The sequence below is a fragment of the Neorhizobium sp. T6_25 genome (assembly GCF_002968555.1).
Classification (GTDB): domain Bacteria; phylum Pseudomonadota; class Alphaproteobacteria; order Rhizobiales; family Rhizobiaceae; genus Neorhizobium.
In genome coordinates this window covers 100,130-116,073 of record NZ_PVBL01000010.1, presented here as the reverse complement: position 1 = coordinate 116,073, position 15,944 = coordinate 100,130, and the positions used below count along the sequence as shown (strand labels likewise).

The window sequence follows — 15,944 nt, the reverse complement described above, 5'->3', positions numbered from 1 at the left end:
TGCAGAAGAAACGCGGAACAGACCTTGGGCACCGATCTCCATGCACCGCTCGGACAGAACCGGCCGGCCGCTCGGCGACGGAACCGAAGGTTTTCTCTCGCAATCGTTTTCGCAACGCTCGCAGTTGCCGGCGTCCTGGGGCTTTCGCTCTACGCCATGCGCGGCGATGATGCCCTGAAGCAGACCGCTTCCAACCTTCCGGCCGCTTCCAAGCCGGAACCGACCCAGCTTTCCGCCAAACCCGATCCGAACGCGGCGCCGCAGCCATCCGCCGATATGCCTCGTTCCGATCCCGGTTCCGGCGCCAATATCGAGCGGACGCTCACCGATGACGGGTCGGTGGTCACCAAGTATACCCCCCGCCCGCGCGACGGCAGCGGAGCGGTGATGATCGGCACCCAGCGGATTGGTCAGGATCCCCGCGTGGCTGCCCAGCCCAACGACGCACTTCTGGAAGATTCGCCCCATGGCCGGCTGCCTGTTGTCGGACCTGGCGGGCAGCGGCCGATGGATCAATATGCGCGCCCCTGGTCGGGCGCGCGCGGAACCCGCATCGCGATCGTCGTCGGCGGTCTTGGCCTCAGCCAGACAGGCACCCAGCGGGCGATCCGCGACCTGCCGCCGACGGTGACGCTCGCCTTTGCCGTCAGCGGCAACAGCCTGCAGCGCTGGATGCAGGAAGCCCGCCGCGCCGGCCACGAAATCCTGATTCAGGTGCCGTTTGAACCGTTCGATTACCCGGCGAACGATCCAGGCCCCGGGACGCTGCTGACCAAGATGTCGGCCAAGGATAATCTCGGTCGCCTTCACCGGGCCATGGGCGAAATTACCAACTATACCGGCGTCATGAACTATCTCGGCGGCCGCTATCTCTCGGATGCCGGCGCGCTGGAGCCGGTCCTGCGCGATATTTCCAAGCGGGGACTGCTTTTCCTCGACGACGGGACATCCGCGCAGTCGAAGACGGCGATCGTTGCCAGGACGATCGAACTGCCCCATGCCTTTGGCGATCTGACTCTTGACGGGCAGCTGCAGAAGGACGCCATCCTCAAGAAGCTCGACGAACTGGAGCGCATTGCCGGCCGCAAGGGCACGGCGATTGGCATCGCCTCGGCTTTCGACGAGAGCATCGATGCGATAAGGCAATGGAGCGAGGAAGCCTCGCAGCGCGGTATCGAGATTGTCGGCGTCTCGTCGCTCGCGAGCGAAAGCGTCGGACCGTAATCGATCGGAGTTATCCATGAGCAAGAAAGACAAACGTTCGGTCGTCGCCGAGGAGCTTCCCTATCGCCCCTGCGTCGGCATCATGGTTCTGAACCACGCAGGCCTCGTCTGGGCCGGCCGGCGCATCAGCCAGGGCAACAGTGAATATGATGGCTCGCCGCAGCTCTGGCAGATGCCGCAGGGCGGCATCGACAAGGGGGAGGAGCCGCTTCCCGCCGCCTATCGCGAGCTTTACGAGGAAACGGGGATGCGCTCCGTAACCTTGCTTGCCGAGGCGCAGGATTGGATCAATTACGATCTGCCCGCGCATCTGATCGGCATCGGGCTGAAAGGGAAATATCGCGGCCAGACCCAGCGCTGGTTCGCCTTCCGCTTCGACGGCGACGAAAGCGAGATTGCCATCAACCCGCCGCCTGGCGGACATGCGCCGGAGTTCGATGCCTGGGAATGGAAGCCGATGGCGGACCTCCCCGGCCTGATCGTGCCCTTCAAGCGTGCCGTCTACGATCGGGTCGTCGCGGAGTTCACCCATCTGGCCAAGGTGGCGACCGAACGGCTTTGACTGCCGGGGCAGCTGCCATCTGAAACGGTTTCATGGCGAAATGAAAAACCCGGCGAAGTGGATGCTTCGCCGGGTTTGTATGTTCAGGTAACAGCCGATTATTCGGCAGAATCCGCAGATTCCGCGTTGAGGAGGCCGTAACGCTCCTCGCCGATTTTTGCCAGCAGATCGAGTTGGGTTTCGAGGAAGTCGATATGGCCTTCCTCATCCATCAGAAGCTCTTCGAAGAGCTTCATCGAGACGTAGTCGCCGGCCGCGTGACAGATATCGCGGGAAGCCTTGTAGGCCGTGCGGGCATCATATTCGCCGGCAAGATCGGCCTCCAGGACTTCCTTGACGTTCTGGCCGATGCGCAGCGGGGCAAGGGTCTGCAGGTTGGGGTGGCCTTCGAGAAAGATGATGCGATCAATGAGACGATCGGCATGATGCATTTCTTCGATCGATTCAGCCCGCTCTTTTTTCGCGAGCTTCTTGAAGCCCCAATCGTCCAGCAGGCGATAATGCAGCCAATACTGGTTGACTGCGCCTAGCTCGAGAAAAAGTGCCTCGTTAAGCCGCTCGATGACCTTTGAGTCGCCTTTCAATGTCCGCTCTCCTGTTTTCCTCATGGAATTGTCTCAAGCGGGACATATATACGACCACCTCGTCTTCCGTCGAGTGGTGCGCGGCGTGATATTCCTCGGTTGTGCGGATGATCAGGTCGACAACGCTCGGGAAGCAGCCGCAGCAGCGGCCGCGTTTCGCCATGGCGTGATAGACCTTTGACGGTACGATGAGCTGCCAACAGTCTTCGTCAAGGAGCTGCGTGATGACGTCCTTGATTTCCCTGTCGGTGATGTAATTGCAACTGCAAACCAGCATTCTCGGTCGACCTGCCAAACATGACCTGTAACATCTTCTTTTTGCGAAAGCGGACAGGGGATGTCAAGAAAGAATCGACATATATGAGTCACTTCTTAAGGGAGGCTGCCATGCCCACTGCTTCTTCCTTTGTATCATTGCATCGGTAATTAGTGGAAATTGCGGCCCTTCGGCATGACGCTCCCTGGTCCGGCTTCGTAGTAATCGCGAGGCACCGCTTCCTTTGCACTTCCCCTGCGTGCCTCCTCCATTCCATTCGAACGCCTCTTCTGCCGGTGGTCGCCGCTCGATTGCAGCGTCTCGTCCGAGCGGGCCGATACGCCGAGCCTCTTCGCCTCCTTCTGCAGCAGACCCAGCATCGGGGTAATGTCCTCGATATGCTCGACCACGGTATGGATGACACCACTCTGGCTTTGCAGTCTCCCCCGGATCTTGACCAGCCGTGCGCCCATCACCACCGGTCGGTAACGCTCGAAAATCTTCGACCAGACGATCGCATTGGCAACGCCGGTCTCGTCTTCCAGCGTCATGAAAATGACGCCCTTGGCCGAACCCGGCCGCTGCCGGACGAGAACGATCCCGCCGATCGTCACCCTCTGCCCGTTCCGGACCGTCAAAAGATCGACGCTACGGGTAATTCCCATCGCCCTGAATTCTTCCCGCAGGAACGAGACCGGATGCGCCTTCAGCGAAAGCGAGAGATAGCGGTAATCTTCGACCACCTGTTCGCCGGGCAGCATTTCCGGAAGCGCCACTCTCGCCTCGGGCCTCAAATCCGTGCGATCGGCCACCTCGAACAGAGGCAGTTTCTCGGCAGCCCTCCTGGCATCGAGCCCCCTGACCGCCCAGAGCGCCTCACGACGATTGAGCCCTACGGAGTCGAAGGCATCGGCATCCGCGAGCCGCTCGATATCCGACTTGTCGAGACCGGACCGCTGCCAGAGATCGTGGATCGAGGTATAGCCCTCTCCGCGGTTGGCGATGAGCTTCTCGACCATGTCCTTTTCGGCAAGGCCTTTGACCTGACGAAACCCAAGCCGCACGGCCCGCCGGGTCTTTATGACGTCCCGCATGGATCCGTGGCGCTTGTCTATCGCATTCCTGTCGAAGGCAGCCGCTTCCAAAGTGCAATCCCAATCCGAGCGATTGATATCGACGGGAAGAATTTTGACGCCATGTTCCCGCGCATCGCGAACGAGCTGCGCCGGCGCATAAAACCCCATTGGCTGGGAATTCAATATCGCCGTGCAGAAGACATCCGGGTAATAGGCCTTGATCCAGGAAGAGGCGTAGACAAGCAAGGCGAACGAAGCCGCATGGCTTTCCGGAAACCCGTATTCGGCAAAACCCTCGATCTGACTGAAGCAGCTTTCCGCGAATTCTCTTGGGTAATTATTGTTCTCCATGCCAGCAAGGAAATCACGCCGGAATTCCTCCACTCTTCCGGAGCGCTTGAACGTCGCCATCGACCGACGTAGTTTGTCCGCTTTCGCGGGTGAAAAACCGGCTCCAGTAATGGCGATCTGCATTGCCTGTTCCTGAAAAAGCGGCACTCCCAGTGTCCGTTCAAGAACTTTCTTCAACTTAGGGCCCGGGTATTCGATGGGCTGATTGTTTCGCAGGGCCTCCCGCCGCTTCAAATAGGGATGCACCATATTCCCCTGGATCGGTCCCGGTCGAACGATTGCTACCTCGACGACAAGATCGTAGAATTTTTCTGGCCTCAGCCGCGGCAGCATACTCATCTGCGCCCGGCTTTCGATCTGGAACACACCGATCGTATCGGCCCGGCAAATCATGCCGTAGACGTTTTTGTCTTTATCTTTCTGAAGAAGACCAGCCAGCGTCTCTTCTCGATTGTAATGCCGCTTCATCAGCTCGAATGCCTTCTTGAGGCAGGTCAGCATGCCGAGCGCCAGCACGTCGATCTTCAAAAGCTTCAGCGTATCGAGGTCGTCCTTGTCCCATTCGACCATGTAACGGCCCGGCATCGCCGTTTTCATGATCGGCACGACTTCATCAAGCCGGTCGCGGGTTATCAGGAACCCGCCGACATGCTGGGTGAGATGTCGCGGAAAGCCCATGAGTTCCTTGGCATGGGCAATCACCTTGAGTGTCGTTTTATCCGTCACATCCAGGCCTGCGACCTTTGCCTCGCGCTCCGAAAGCCCCTCTTCCGACCAGCCCCAGACCGTGCTCGAAAGGGCGGACTGCACATCTTCGGAAAGGCCGAAAGCCTTGGCCACCTCGCGCCCGGCCATGCGGGTCCGGTAGCTGGTGACCGCCGCCGTCAAGCCCGCATGGCGATAGCCGTAATGCTGGTAGATATACTGGATAACCTCCTCGCGCCGCGCGTGCTCGAAATCGACGTCGATATCCGGCGGCTCGTTCCGCTCCGTCGAAATGAAACGTTCGAAGAGAAGCGTCGTGAATGTCGGATCGACCTCGGTGATGCCGAGACAGAAACAGACGGTGGAATTGGCTGCCGAGCCACGCCCTTGGCAGAGGATTTTCAGCACATAGCGGGCATGCCAGACGATGTGGCGTACCGTCAGGAAATACGGCTCGTATCCCATCTCCTTGATCAGATCGAGTTCGTACCTGATCTGGCCTGCGACCTTTTCCTCGATGCCTTTGGGATATCGGCGTTTTGCGCCTTCCCAGGTTAACCGTTCCAGGGTTTGGGACACAGTTTCGCCCGGTACGCTCTCGTCGGGATAGTTATGGCTGAGTTCATCGAGCGAAAATTTCAGCCTGCTGAAGAACTTTCCCGTATTGGCGATCGCGTCCGGATAGGCACGAAAGAGCCGCGCCATTTCGTCGGCCTGCTTAATGTACCTTTCTCCATTCGGCGCGAGCCGAAATCCAGCTTCCTGGACCGTCACATGTTCGCGGATCGCCGTCACCACATCCGACAGGGAACGCCGATAAGGGAGATGGAAAAGGGGCAGGTTGGTCGCAACCAAAGGCACCCGGCTGCCCGCCGCAATCTGGGCAAGCGAGCTGAAGACAAAGGCATCTCGTCCATCATAGGTCGGCGACAGAACCAGATAGATGTTCTTTCTGAACCGCTCCCGGTATCTACCGAGGCAGCCTTCCAGGTGATGCCGATAGGGCATTTCTTCCACGCGGGAAAAATCCGGCACGACCGCCAGCATCATCTCGTCGCACCACTCCAGAAGATCCCATTCTTCCAGAATGCAGGACCCCTTGTCTGCTTTGAGTTTTCCCCGGCTCAGCAGGCGGCAGAGATTGGCCCAACCCTTCCGGTTCTGCGGATAGGCGAGAACATCCGGCGTCTTGTCGGAAAAAACGAGCCGCGCTCCCGGATAAAACGCGCAAGGGAGGATGGCCGCTTCCTCGTCTTTCTTTCTGCCCTGTTTCTGCTGAAGTTCGTAGGTTTCCTTCATGTTTCTGACTTGGCTATGCGCCCTCACCACGCCGGCAACGGAATTCTTGTCGGCGATACCGAGACCGGACAAGCCGGACACGCTGGCCGCGATGATCATCTCCTCCGGTTTGGCCGCCCCTTCCAGGAAGGAAAAGTTCGTCTTGGCACCGATCTCGAAAAAAGCCGGGACGCTCGTCATGCGAAAATCCCGTGCACCCGCCAGGTCGGTGCAGCCTTGCCGGCAACGTAATGGCCTGCGCGGAAAATCCAGAAGCGGCGGCCAGCTTCACTTTCAAGCCTGAAATAATCGCGTTCCTCCACATCCTCCTCGTCATGCCACCATTCCGGCGAAATCCGCTCCGGCCCTTCGGCGCGGATGACTTCATGGACGATGCGGCGCCAGCGGAAACGCCGGGGAGGCCCATCCGGCACCGTTGCCGCAAAGGCTTCCACGAGCTCCGGATGCCTGAAAAGTCGCAAGGGCCGATCGCTTCTCGGCACGAAGGCGGAAAGCTCCAGGGTTTCTTCCCGGACGATCCGTACCGCGATCGCCGGCACAAATATTTCCGCGCGCTCCGGCATATGGCTCTGTTTGGGGTCGGCGATCTGCAGACAGTCGGCCCCGAGCCGGGCCGAGACCCGGTCGATAAAATCGGCGAGTGAGATTTCGCTGTCGCCCTTGCCGGTGAAATCGCCCTGCGAGATCCTGAAGACGTCGTGCTGCAGCACGTTGAGGCGCAGGAGTTCGAAACCGAAACCGGCATCGAGATCGTCATGCACGGCGTTCAGCCGCTCGGAAAACAACGAGGAAATCCGTCTCGGATCCTGCAACGGCTGCGAGGCGCCGGCTGCGAGGCGAAACACTCGGCCATCGACACGGAAAAGCACCAGTTCAAAAATCCGCCCCCCGACACCGCGAGCCTCCAGTTCCGATTTCAACGAAACGGCAATCTGGCCGGTGAGCTGCAGAATATGCTCTTCCGCCTGGATCGGTTCGGGCAGTCTCCGCTCGGCGGAAAGGGCCGCCACCGGACGGCGAGGCGAGATGGCTTCCTCGTTGTGTCCGAGGGCCTGATCCAGCCGAAGCAATAGATGCATGCCGAAACGGCGAGCCAACGGCGCACGCGGCATGGGCAGAAGGTCGCCGATCCTTTTCAGTCCGAGCTTGTAAAGCGATGCGACAGTGGCCTCATCGATGCGCAGAGCGTTGACCGGCAGAGGCGCCAGCACCTCTTCCGTCACCTGATCGGCGATCACGCCGCCGCGGCCGAAACGGCAGGCCGCCCAGGACAGGCCCGGCGACGAGGAGATCGCCCCTTTGACGTCGAACCCCATCTGCAAAAGCCGGCCCAGAATATCCTTCAGCAGGACCTCTTCGCCACCGAAGAGGTGGGCGCAGCCGGTGATGTCGAGGAACAGGCCTTCACGACCGTCCAGCGCCACCAGCGGGGTATAACGATCGCACCAATCGGCGATCGCCTCGAGAAGGCCCAGGTCCGCAGCGTCATCTTCGTCCACCACGTCGATCTTCGGAAACATGGCCCGCGCTTCCGCCAGCCCCTGCCCGCGCTTCAGCCCAAGACGTTCGGAAACCTCGTCGAGCGCTGTGAGCCGCATGGCGTTTTCGCGCCGGCCGGCACAGAGGATCGGCGGATGATGCTCAGGACGCCCTTTCCAACGCCATGACAGTCCCCAGAGCCGGCGCGCGATCCTGTCGGTCGGCAGATGCGGGAAGACGAGAGCCAGGATGCGCTGGCGGGTTGCGGAAAGAAAAAGCCTCTCCTGTGTCTTGGTCGAGGGAAAATTGACGGTCATGGGGGTTCCACTCCAGAAGTAGGGACAGCGGAGCCGGGTTACGGCTCTTCTCCAGGGTCAGCCTGAAAACGGGATGACCGATGCTGCCGCCAAGCACGGATCCATCCGGAAGATGCCGGTGAGCCGCCGGCGCCGGTTCGACAAGAAAGCGGAACGAGGCGCTGCTCGCCTCCTCCTCTCCCGCATGCCGCAATAGAAAAAGCGGCCGCCCCGCCGCCTTTGCCCTCAGACCCAGCCTGCGGCTTTCGGTGAGCCCGAAATGCTTGGGATTTCCCCGGATTTCGAGAATGACGGCGACAAGAGCCCCGCTCGCCAATGCGGTCTCGGCAAGCCACAGGACATCGTCCAGCTTGCGCGGCGAGGCGTAAAGAATATCCCGGCGGCTCAATCCGAACTGTTTGAGGCCGATGGAATAGGGAATTCCGGCCTCCTGCATGGAGACGACATCACAGATCCAGAGAAGCGGCGCCTCGCTCGGCTGTCTCGCCTTGAGGTGGGACGCCAGCGAGAGAGCAAGGCCGCTTGCTGCCCCGGCATCCCCCATCAAATGGGAACGGATTTCCGTGATGCCGTCGAGCGGCAGGCCACCTTCCAGTGCGGTATCCATCGGCGGTATGCCGAATGGCAGACGGGGTGGGTTGTTCTTGGATTTCCTGCCCTCCGGATCGGCAGCCGAGTCCGCCTGTTCCGCCGCGGCAAGCGCCGGCAGAGATTTTCCTTCCAATCTGGCGATCTGTTCGCGCAGGGCAAAAAGCGTCTCCTGCGCCGTGGCGTGCTCGGCCATGGCGTCAGCTCCATCTGTACATGTTCTCTTTATGTTCTTATGGATTCCAGAGCTGCCCGAAAGAGTCAACAGCCAAATCCTGGGAATCTTTTCCTTGGATCCTAGCCCAATGATTCTTCACTCGAAAAATATCGCGGGAGGTACTATATGGGCCTGATCAGAAGGAGAGCCTATGGCCCGCATCGACCAGACCGACGATTGGCAGGATCGCCACGCACCGACGATCAGCACGTTCGAGTCGCTGGCAATCGAGGCCTATGGTCATTTACCGGAGGAATTTCGGGCCCTCACCGTCAACCTGACGATCGAGATCGAGGATTTCCCGGACGACGACGTTTTCGAGGACATGGCGCTCGAGACACCCTTCGACCTGCTCGGCCTTTTCGAAGGCCGCGGCATTTCCGAGCGGTTCAACATGGAAACGGGCGAATTGCCGAACCGCATCCGGCTTTATCGCCGGCCGATCCTGGACTACTGGGCGGAAAACGAGGAAACCCTGGGCGATATCATCACCCATGTGCTGATCCACGAGATCGGCCACCATTTCGGCCTCAGCGACGACGATATGGAGCGCATCGAGGCCAGCGCGGAGGAAGCTGCACAGCGCTGATCCCCTGACCGGAGCTTATTGCTCGCCGAGCTTCATTTCGGGATCGTATTCCTTGCCGTGAACGGTTTTCGTCACCGCCTGGCCGCACTGCATCTCGCCGGTCGTGGCGTTGAAGGCATAGGTCGGCGAGCCGGAAAGTTCCCAGCCCTTGTTCAGCGCCGCCGTCACCTTGTGGCAGAAGGAGGAATCGTCGGGGCCGCTGAGGAAGCGATACAGTTTCATGGCGTTCTCTTTCTTGCAGCGATGATCCGGGCCGTGGCGGCAAGTTTTTCGGCCTCCACCAGATGCAGCCTTTCGACCATCTTGCCGTTCAGGTTGATGATGTTGAGATGTTGCGCTCCCGGTTCCGCAAAGGCGGCGATCACCGCTTCCGCTTCTTCCACGGCCTGTGGATCCGGTCCGAAATGACGGTTGGCGGGTTCGATCTGGGCCGGATGGATCAGCATCTTGCCGGAAAAACCCATGGCGCGGCCTTGGGCGCATTCCGCTTCGAAGGCTTCCCCATCGCTGAAGTCGTTGAAGACGCTGTCGATCACGTCGATGCCATGGGCACGGCCGGCGAGCACGATCTGCATCAGCCAGGGCACCAGATAGGCCCGGCCCAGCTGCGGCAGCACGCCTGTTTCCTTGCGCAGGTCGTTGAGGCCGACCACGAAACATTGGAGCCGCTCGTCGACAGGTGCAATCGCCGGCGCATTCAGGATGCCCTTCGGTGTTTCGATCATCGCCCAGATGGCGAGATGGTCCGGAGCACCGGCCTCGGAAAGGATATCCGCCACCGCCTGGACCTGCGACATGTGCTCGACCTTCGGTATCAGCACGATGTCCGGAGAGACTTCGGTCACGAGATCCATGTCGGCCTTGCCGAACTCGGTTTCGAGCGGGTTGATGCGGATGATCGCTTCCCTGCCCTTGAGCGGATTTTCCTTAAACAGCCGGCGCAGGTTCTCGCGGGCTTCCGCCTTCTTTTCCGGCGCGACGGAATCTTCGAGGTCGAAGATCGCCGCGTCGCAATCGAGGCCATGCACCTTTTCCAATGCCCTCGTGTTTCCGGCCGGCACGCTCAGAATCGACCGGCGAATATGAAAGGAGGCGGATTTGATATCGGTCAAGGCGATCATCCGCGCTTTGTGCCAATCTTTTTGGTCTGCGGCAATACTGCATGCCCAAAGCCCCTTGCAAGAAAGGGCGCAAGGCTCCACATTCCTTGATGAGAAAGGTATATACCATGCAAAATATTCGCGTCTTCTTCGTCATCATATCGGCCATCGCCGTGCTCGCCATGGCAGCACTTCTGACGGCTTCGCTGACCGTCGCCTTTGCCGGCATTCTCGCAGTTCTGTCCATCGGGCGTGCGCTTTCGGCGCGGCTGAAGCCGGTTCCGGTGCGGGCCAAGACGAACAAGCGCGAAATGCGCGTCTGGAACGACGGCCGCGGCACGATCATCGATCTTTGATCGCGCCGAAGCGGTAAAGAGACGAATGCGCCGGTTTCCGGCGCCTCGGCGTACCGGTTCACGCCAAACAGGCCTTCAAATCTGCGTCGATTTGCTTTATGGCAGCTTCCGCAGATAAGTCCATCTGGAGGCAGATCATGGAAAAGTTCACGAAACTCACCGGCGTTGCAGCGCCGCTTCCGGTCATCAATATCGACACGGACATGATCATTCCGAAGGATTACCTCAAGACCATCAAGCGTACCGGTCTTGGCAAGGGTCTCTTCTCGGAAGCCCGTTACAAGGACGACGGTTCTGAAAATCCCGATTTCGTGCTGAACAAGCCGGCCTATCGCAACGCCAAGATCCTGGTCGCCGGTGACAATTTCGGCTGCGGCTCCTCGCGCGAACACGCGCCGTGGGCGCTTCTCGATTTCGGCATCCGCTGCGTCATCTCGACGAGCTTCGCCGACATTTTCTACAATAACTGTTTCAAGAACGGCATCCTGCCGATCGTCGTTTCCCCGGAAGATCTCGAAAAGCTGATGGACGATGCCGAGCGCGGCTCGAACGCCATCCTCTCAATCGACCTGGAAGCCCAGGAAATCACCGGCCCGGATGGCGGCTCCATCCATTTCGACATCGATCCCGGCCGCCGCCACATCATGCTCGAAGGCCTCGATGACATTGCCTCGACCCTGAAGAGCGATGCCGCGATCAGCACTTTCGAAAACAACAACCGAGCCGCTCGCCCCTGGCTCTGATTTCCGGAGCATCCTGATGGTCAAGCGGATTTCCTCCGGATCGCCCTTCGAAGCGCGGATCGGCTACTCGCGCGCCGTGGTGGACCGCGACATGGTCTATGTCTCCGGTACCACCGGCTACGACTATGCCAGGATGGAAATGCCCGAAGACGCTGCCGCCCAGACGCGCAACACGCTCGGCACGATCGAAAAAGCGCTGAAAGAGGCCGGCAGCGGCCTCAAGGATATCGTCCGGGTGCGCTACTACCTCACCGACATGGCCGATTACGATGCCATCGTGCAGGTTCTCGGCGAGACCTTCTCCGAGATCCGGCCTGCGGCCACCATGGTCGTGTGCGGCCTCACCACGCCCGAAATGAAGATCGAGATCGAGGTGACCGCCCGCATCGGCGCCGGCAGTCCCTGAAACCTTTCCAGCCTCGTCCTTTGGCAGGCTCGGACGAGGTTATGCCAGGCGCGGAGAACCCGCGCGGGAGGACGCGAGCCTGCGAAACCCGCAAGGACACGAAAACGATATGGCAAAGAACCTCTTCCTCCTTCCCGGCGACGGCATCGGCCCCGAGGCCATGGGTGAAGTCCGCAAGATCATCGCCCACATGAACAGCGCCATGAAGGCCGATTTCGTCCTCGACGAAGGACTGGTCGGCGGCTGCGCTTATGATGCCCATGGCGCCGCCATTTCCGAAGAGGATATGAGCAAGGCCATGAATGCGGATGCCGTTCTTTTCGGCGCCGTCGGCGGCCCGAAATGGGACCAGGTTCCCTATGAAGTGCGCCCGGAAGCAGGCCTCCTGCGGCTGCGCAAGGACATGGAACTGTTTGCCAACCTGCGTCCGGCCATATGCTATCCGGCGCTTGCCTCGGCCTCCTCCCTGAAGCCGGAACTGGTCGAAGGCCTCGACATCCTGATCGTCCGGGAATTGACCGGCGGCGTCTACTTTGGTGAGCCGAAGGAAATCGTCGACCTCGGCAACGGCCAGAAGCGCGGCATCGATACCCAGGTCTACGATACCTATGAGATCGAGCGCATCGCAGGCGTCGCCTTCGAGCTTGCCCGTACTCGTAAGAACACCGTCTGCTCCATGGAAAAGCGCAACGTCATGAAGTCGGGCGTGCTCTGGAACCAGGTGGTCACCGAGACGCACAAGGCAAAATATTCCGACGTCAAACTCGACCACATGCTGGCCGATGCCGGCGGCATGCAGCTGGTCCGTGCTCCGAAACAGTTCGACGTGATCGTCACCGACAACCTGTTCGGCGACATGCTCTCCGACGTCGCGGCCATGCTGACCGGCTCGCTCGGCATGCTGCCTTCCGCATCGCTCGGCGCACCCGACGCCAAGACCGGCAAGCGCAAGGCGCTTTACGAGCCTGTACACGGTTCGGCGCCAGACATCGCCGGCACCGGCGTTGCCAACCCGATCGCCATGATCGCCTCGTTTGCCATGTGCCTGCGTTACTCGTTCAACATGGTCACGGAAGCCGACAATCTCGAAAAGGCGATTGCCAACGTGCTCGATCAGGGCATCCGCACCGGCGACATCATGGCCGAAGGCGCCCGCAAGGTCGGCACCGCCGAGATGGGCGATGCGATCCTCAAGGAATTCGTAAGCCTTTCCGCCTGATAACACCGATCGGTGCCTTTCCCCCCTGGGCGGAAAGGCACCTCCATATTTGGCGTTCGGCATCCTGCTACCCATATCGCGGAATCTATGGGAAGAAGCGGCGCGGGATCGGTCCCGCGCCACGGACAGAGGCCGATGAAACGGACAATCGAAAAACTGAAACATCGGCGATATCGCCATCCATCCGGACCGCCGTCGCCGCGATGGCTGGCCTATGCGCTGGTCACAATCAACCTGATCCTGATCGCCTTTTTCCTGCTCGATGCGCCGGTCGGCTCCTATGCCGCCCATACGCCCAACGTGCTGCTGCCGATCGGCAAGGCGATTACCGATTTCGGCACGTCCGGCTGGATCCTTTTTGCGGCCGCGCTCCTCTTCTTCGAAGCGCTCGCGGTCATCCGGCTCGCGCCCGGCCTGAAGGCCCGCTTCCAGGCGATGCTGGTCAGCCATGTTGCGGCTTACATCTTTGTGGCCGTTGCCGGCTCGGGCCTTCTCGTCAACCTGGTGAAGCGCATCATCGGCCGCGCCCGCCCGGTTCTTTACGAGCAATGGAGCTTTTACGGTCTCAGCCCCTTTTCCGGCTCCCGGTTCGAAAGCTTTCCTTCCGGTCACGCAACCACGGTCGGGGCATTCCTGATGGCGCTGGCGCTGCTCGCTCCGCGCTACCGCCTGTTCTTGCTGATCATGAGCTTCTGGCTCGGTTTTTCGCGCGTCATTGTCGCGGCGCATTATCCGAGCGACGTGATTGCCGGTCTTTCCTTCGGCGCCTGGTTCTCGGTCATCATGGCGATCGTCTTTTCCCGCTACGGGCTACTCTTCCGGCAGGAGCCTGACGGTTGGCCGGTTCCGCGCCGGCCCATTCCTCTCCTCCTGCGCCCCAATCGGGCGACAGTGCCATTCCCGCTCCGCGGCATTCCGCCGAAGCGGAAAGACTAAATACTCAAGGCGTATCGCGCAAAACGGCAAGGATTCCGGAGCATCATTAAGCCGAAGCGTAGGTGCCGGATCAAAGATACCGGCTCGAATTCCATAAGAACCTTCAAAAGCATAAGGGCCCGGCACATTTGTACCGGGCCCTTTTTTATCTGCTGATCCTGCCTCAGTGAGCGAGATCGACGTCCCGTTTCTCGCGGACGAACAGCACGCCGATGACGACCGTCAAAAGTGCGAAGATGACGGGATACCAGAGTCCTGCGAAAATATCGCCGGTGGAGGCGACGATTGCGAAGGAGGTGGCCGGCAGGAGGCCGCCGAACCAGCCGTTACCGATGTGGTAGGGCAGGGACATGGCCGTATAGCGAATGCGGGTCGGGAAGAACTCGACCAGGGCAGCGGCGATCGGGCCGTATACGATGGTGACGTAGATCACCATGATCGTCAGGATCGCGATGACCGTCAACGACTGACCGTTAGCCAAGGCGGAGAAAAAGCCGCTGACCTTGACCTTGCCCGGGTCGTTTGCCGCCGGATAACCAGCCGCAACCATAGCCGGGCCGAGCGCTGCGTTGAAGGCTGGGGCATCGGTGAAGGATATCGGCGCTCCGCCATTGACGACGAGTTGGGCCGGAGAGCCCGCAGGCGCTTCCACCAGCGTGTAGCGGAAAGCCTGAGTTGACATGGTGCGGCGCATCACATCGCAAGGCGTCGTGAAGGTGCGGATGCCGACCGGGTCGAACAGGGAACCGCAGGTGGCGGGATCGGCCCTGACTTCAGCCTTCACGGCTTCGATCGCCTTGGAATAGGTCGGGTTGGCCGCCGTTGTCAGGGCGCTGAACAGAGGGAAGTAAGTTGCTGCCGCGAGAAGGCAGCCCGCCAGGATCACCGGCTTCCTTCCGATCCGGTCAGAAAGAGAGCCAAACACCAGGAAGAAGGGTGTTGCGATGATCAACGCCCAGGCGATCAGCACGTTGGCAGTCAGAAGGTCGATCTTCAGCACAGTCTGCAGGAAGAACAGGGCGTAGAACTGTCCCGTATACCAGACGACCGCCTGGCCGACCACGAGGCCGAACAACGCGATCAGCACGATCTTGCCATTCCCCCAGTTACCGAAAGCTTCCGACAGTGGCGCCTTGGACTGAGTGCCTTCCTCCTTCATTTTCTTGAAGAGCGGTGATTCGTTCATCTGCAAGCGAATGTAGATCGATATGATGAGCAGGATGATCGACAGAAGGAAGGGAATGCGCCATCCACCCTGAAGCCCGAAGAGAATCGGCTGCGAGCTCGCGAAGGCTTCCTCGCCCATGTTGAGGCGCAAGGTCACGATCACGAACAGCGACAGGAGCAGACCCATGGTGGCCGTGGTCTGGATCCAGGCGGTATAGAAACCTCGCCGGTTGCGCGGCGAATGCTCGGCAACATAAACCACCGCGCCCCCATATTCACCGCCGAGCGCCAGGCCTTGAGCCATGCGCAGCGCCACGAGAATGATGGGCGCAGCAACGCCAATCTGGTCATAGCTTGGCAGAAGACCGACCGCGAAGGTCGACAGGCCCATGATCAGGATGGTGAGAAGGAAGGTGTATTTGCGGCCGACGAGATCGCCAAGACGACCGAAAACCAGAGCGCCGAAGGGGCGGACAAGGAAGCCGGCAGCGAATGTCAGCAGGGCGAAGATTGCCTGCGTTGCCGGCGGGAACTGCGAGAAGAACTGCTTGCCGATGATCGCGGCCAGCGTTCCGTAGAGATAGAAATCGTACCATTCAAAAACGGTGCCGAGCGAGGAAGCGATGATCACCTTCCTCTCCTCGGCCGTCATCGGCTTCGTCCTGGCGTCGACCGCCGTTGCGACATTTGCCATTGTCGTCCTCCCTTAAGATGAAACTCGCGTGCCGGCTCCGAGCCCGTTCCCTCCAGGGCCTGGATATGGCGACGCA

General features: G+C 60.2%; 15 protein-coding genes and 1 pseudogene. 8 read left to right on the top strand and 8 right to left on the bottom strand.

The window, feature by feature from the left end; all coding sequences use genetic code 11:
• Positions 1-24: 24 nt before the first annotated feature.
• A complete protein-coding gene (locus C5L10_RS15955; RefSeq protein WP_105430479.1) occupies positions 25-1,224 on the top strand; it encodes a divergent polysaccharide deacetylase family protein in 1,200 nt (399 codons plus the stop codon).
• 16 nt (positions 1,225-1,240) lie between these two features.
• Entirely contained in the window at positions 1,241-1,786 is a 546-nt protein-coding gene (locus C5L10_RS15950; protein ID WP_105430478.1) for an RNA pyrophosphohydrolase, read from the top strand.
• Between the two features lie 98 nt (positions 1,787-1,884).
• Here C5L10_RS15950 and bfr read toward each other — a convergent pair whose 3' ends face one another.
• The 5 genes and pseudogenes from bfr to C5L10_RS15925 form a co-directional block, all read right to left on the bottom strand.
• Positions 1,885-2,370 (bottom strand): bacterioferritin, encoded by a 486-nt coding sequence (gene bfr, locus C5L10_RS15945; protein ID WP_007764418.1) that lies wholly within the window; start codon positions 2,368-2,370, stop codon positions 1,885-1,887.
• A pseudogene (locus C5L10_RS34335) lies at positions 2,336-2,739 on the bottom strand ((2Fe-2S)-binding protein). Before C5L10_RS34335 ends, bfr begins: the two are co-directional and overlap by 35 nt.
• Before the next feature lie 57 nt (positions 2,740-2,796).
• On the bottom strand, positions 2,797-6,237 hold the full coding sequence (locus tag C5L10_RS15935; RefSeq protein WP_105430477.1) for an error-prone DNA polymerase: 3,441 nt from the start codon (positions 6,235-6,237) through the stop codon (positions 2,797-2,799).
• Positions 6,234-7,685: a DNA polymerase Y family protein gene (locus C5L10_RS15930; protein WP_371411944.1), complete on the bottom strand. Its 1,452-nt coding sequence runs from the start codon at positions 7,683-7,685 to the stop codon at positions 6,234-6,236. Before C5L10_RS15930 ends, C5L10_RS15935 begins: the two co-directional genes overlap by 4 nt.
• A 13-nt stretch (positions 7,686-7,698) precedes the next feature.
• The gene (locus C5L10_RS15925) at positions 7,699-8,637 is read right to left on the bottom strand and encodes an ImuA family protein (protein WP_105430475.1); all 939 of its coding nucleotides are present in this window, start codon (positions 8,635-8,637) and stop codon (positions 7,699-7,701) included.
• Positions 8,638-8,809: 172 nt separating this feature from the next.
• On the opposite strand from C5L10_RS15925, the gene C5L10_RS15920 reads away from it, so the two are divergent.
• Positions 8,810-9,247 (top strand): metallopeptidase family protein, encoded by a 438-nt coding sequence (locus C5L10_RS15920; RefSeq protein ID WP_007764405.1) that lies wholly within the window; start codon positions 8,810-8,812, stop codon positions 9,245-9,247.
• A gap of 15 nt (positions 9,248-9,262) precedes the next feature.
• Here C5L10_RS15920 and C5L10_RS15915 read toward each other — a convergent pair whose 3' ends face one another.
• Complete coding sequence (locus tag C5L10_RS15915) at positions 9,263-9,469, bottom strand: DUF1737 domain-containing protein (RefSeq protein WP_007764402.1); 207 nt, start codon at positions 9,467-9,469, stop codon at positions 9,263-9,265.
• The gene (locus C5L10_RS15910; RefSeq protein ID WP_105430474.1) at positions 9,466-10,368 is read right to left on the bottom strand and encodes a CoA ester lyase; all 903 of its coding nucleotides are present in this window, start codon (positions 10,366-10,368) and stop codon (positions 9,466-9,468) included. Before C5L10_RS15910 ends, C5L10_RS15915 begins: the two co-directional genes overlap by 4 nt.
• A 107-nt stretch (positions 10,369-10,475) precedes the next feature.
• On the opposite strand from C5L10_RS15910, the gene C5L10_RS15905 reads away from it, so the two are divergent.
• The 5 genes from C5L10_RS15905 to lpxE all read left to right on the top strand — a co-directional run bounded on the left by C5L10_RS15905 (position 10,476) and on the right by lpxE (position 14,007).
• The gene (locus C5L10_RS15905; RefSeq protein WP_046668145.1) at positions 10,476-10,703 is read left to right on the top strand and encodes a hypothetical protein; all 228 of its coding nucleotides are present in this window, start codon (positions 10,476-10,478) and stop codon (positions 10,701-10,703) included.
• A 137-nt stretch (positions 10,704-10,840) separates the two neighbouring features.
• On the top strand, positions 10,841-11,446 hold the full coding sequence (gene leuD, locus C5L10_RS15900) for a 3-isopropylmalate dehydratase small subunit (RefSeq protein WP_046634664.1): 606 nt from the start codon (positions 10,841-10,843) through the stop codon (positions 11,444-11,446).
• Between the two features lie 16 nt (positions 11,447-11,462).
• Positions 11,463-11,852: a RidA family protein gene (locus C5L10_RS15895; protein WP_105430473.1), complete on the top strand. Its 390-nt coding sequence runs from the start codon at positions 11,463-11,465 to the stop codon at positions 11,850-11,852.
• A 109-nt stretch (positions 11,853-11,961) separates the two neighbouring features.
• Positions 11,962-13,071 carry a 3-isopropylmalate dehydrogenase gene (gene leuB / locus C5L10_RS15890; protein WP_105404425.1) on the top strand — a complete coding sequence of 370 codons (1,110 nt, stop codon included), beginning with the start codon at positions 11,962-11,964 and terminating at the stop codon, positions 13,069-13,071.
• 135 nt (positions 13,072-13,206) lie between these two features.
• Entirely contained in the window at positions 13,207-14,007 is an 801-nt protein-coding gene (gene lpxE / locus C5L10_RS15885; RefSeq protein ID WP_105430472.1) for a lipid A 1-phosphatase LpxE, read from the top strand.
• A gap of 163 nt (positions 14,008-14,170) precedes the next feature.
• Here the strand turns inward: lpxE and C5L10_RS15880 are convergent, their stop codons facing one another.
• Positions 14,171-15,868 (bottom strand): MFS transporter, encoded by a 1,698-nt coding sequence (locus C5L10_RS15880; RefSeq protein ID WP_046668141.1) that lies wholly within the window; start codon positions 15,866-15,868, stop codon positions 14,171-14,173.
• Between the last annotated feature and the right edge of the window lie 76 nt (positions 15,869-15,944).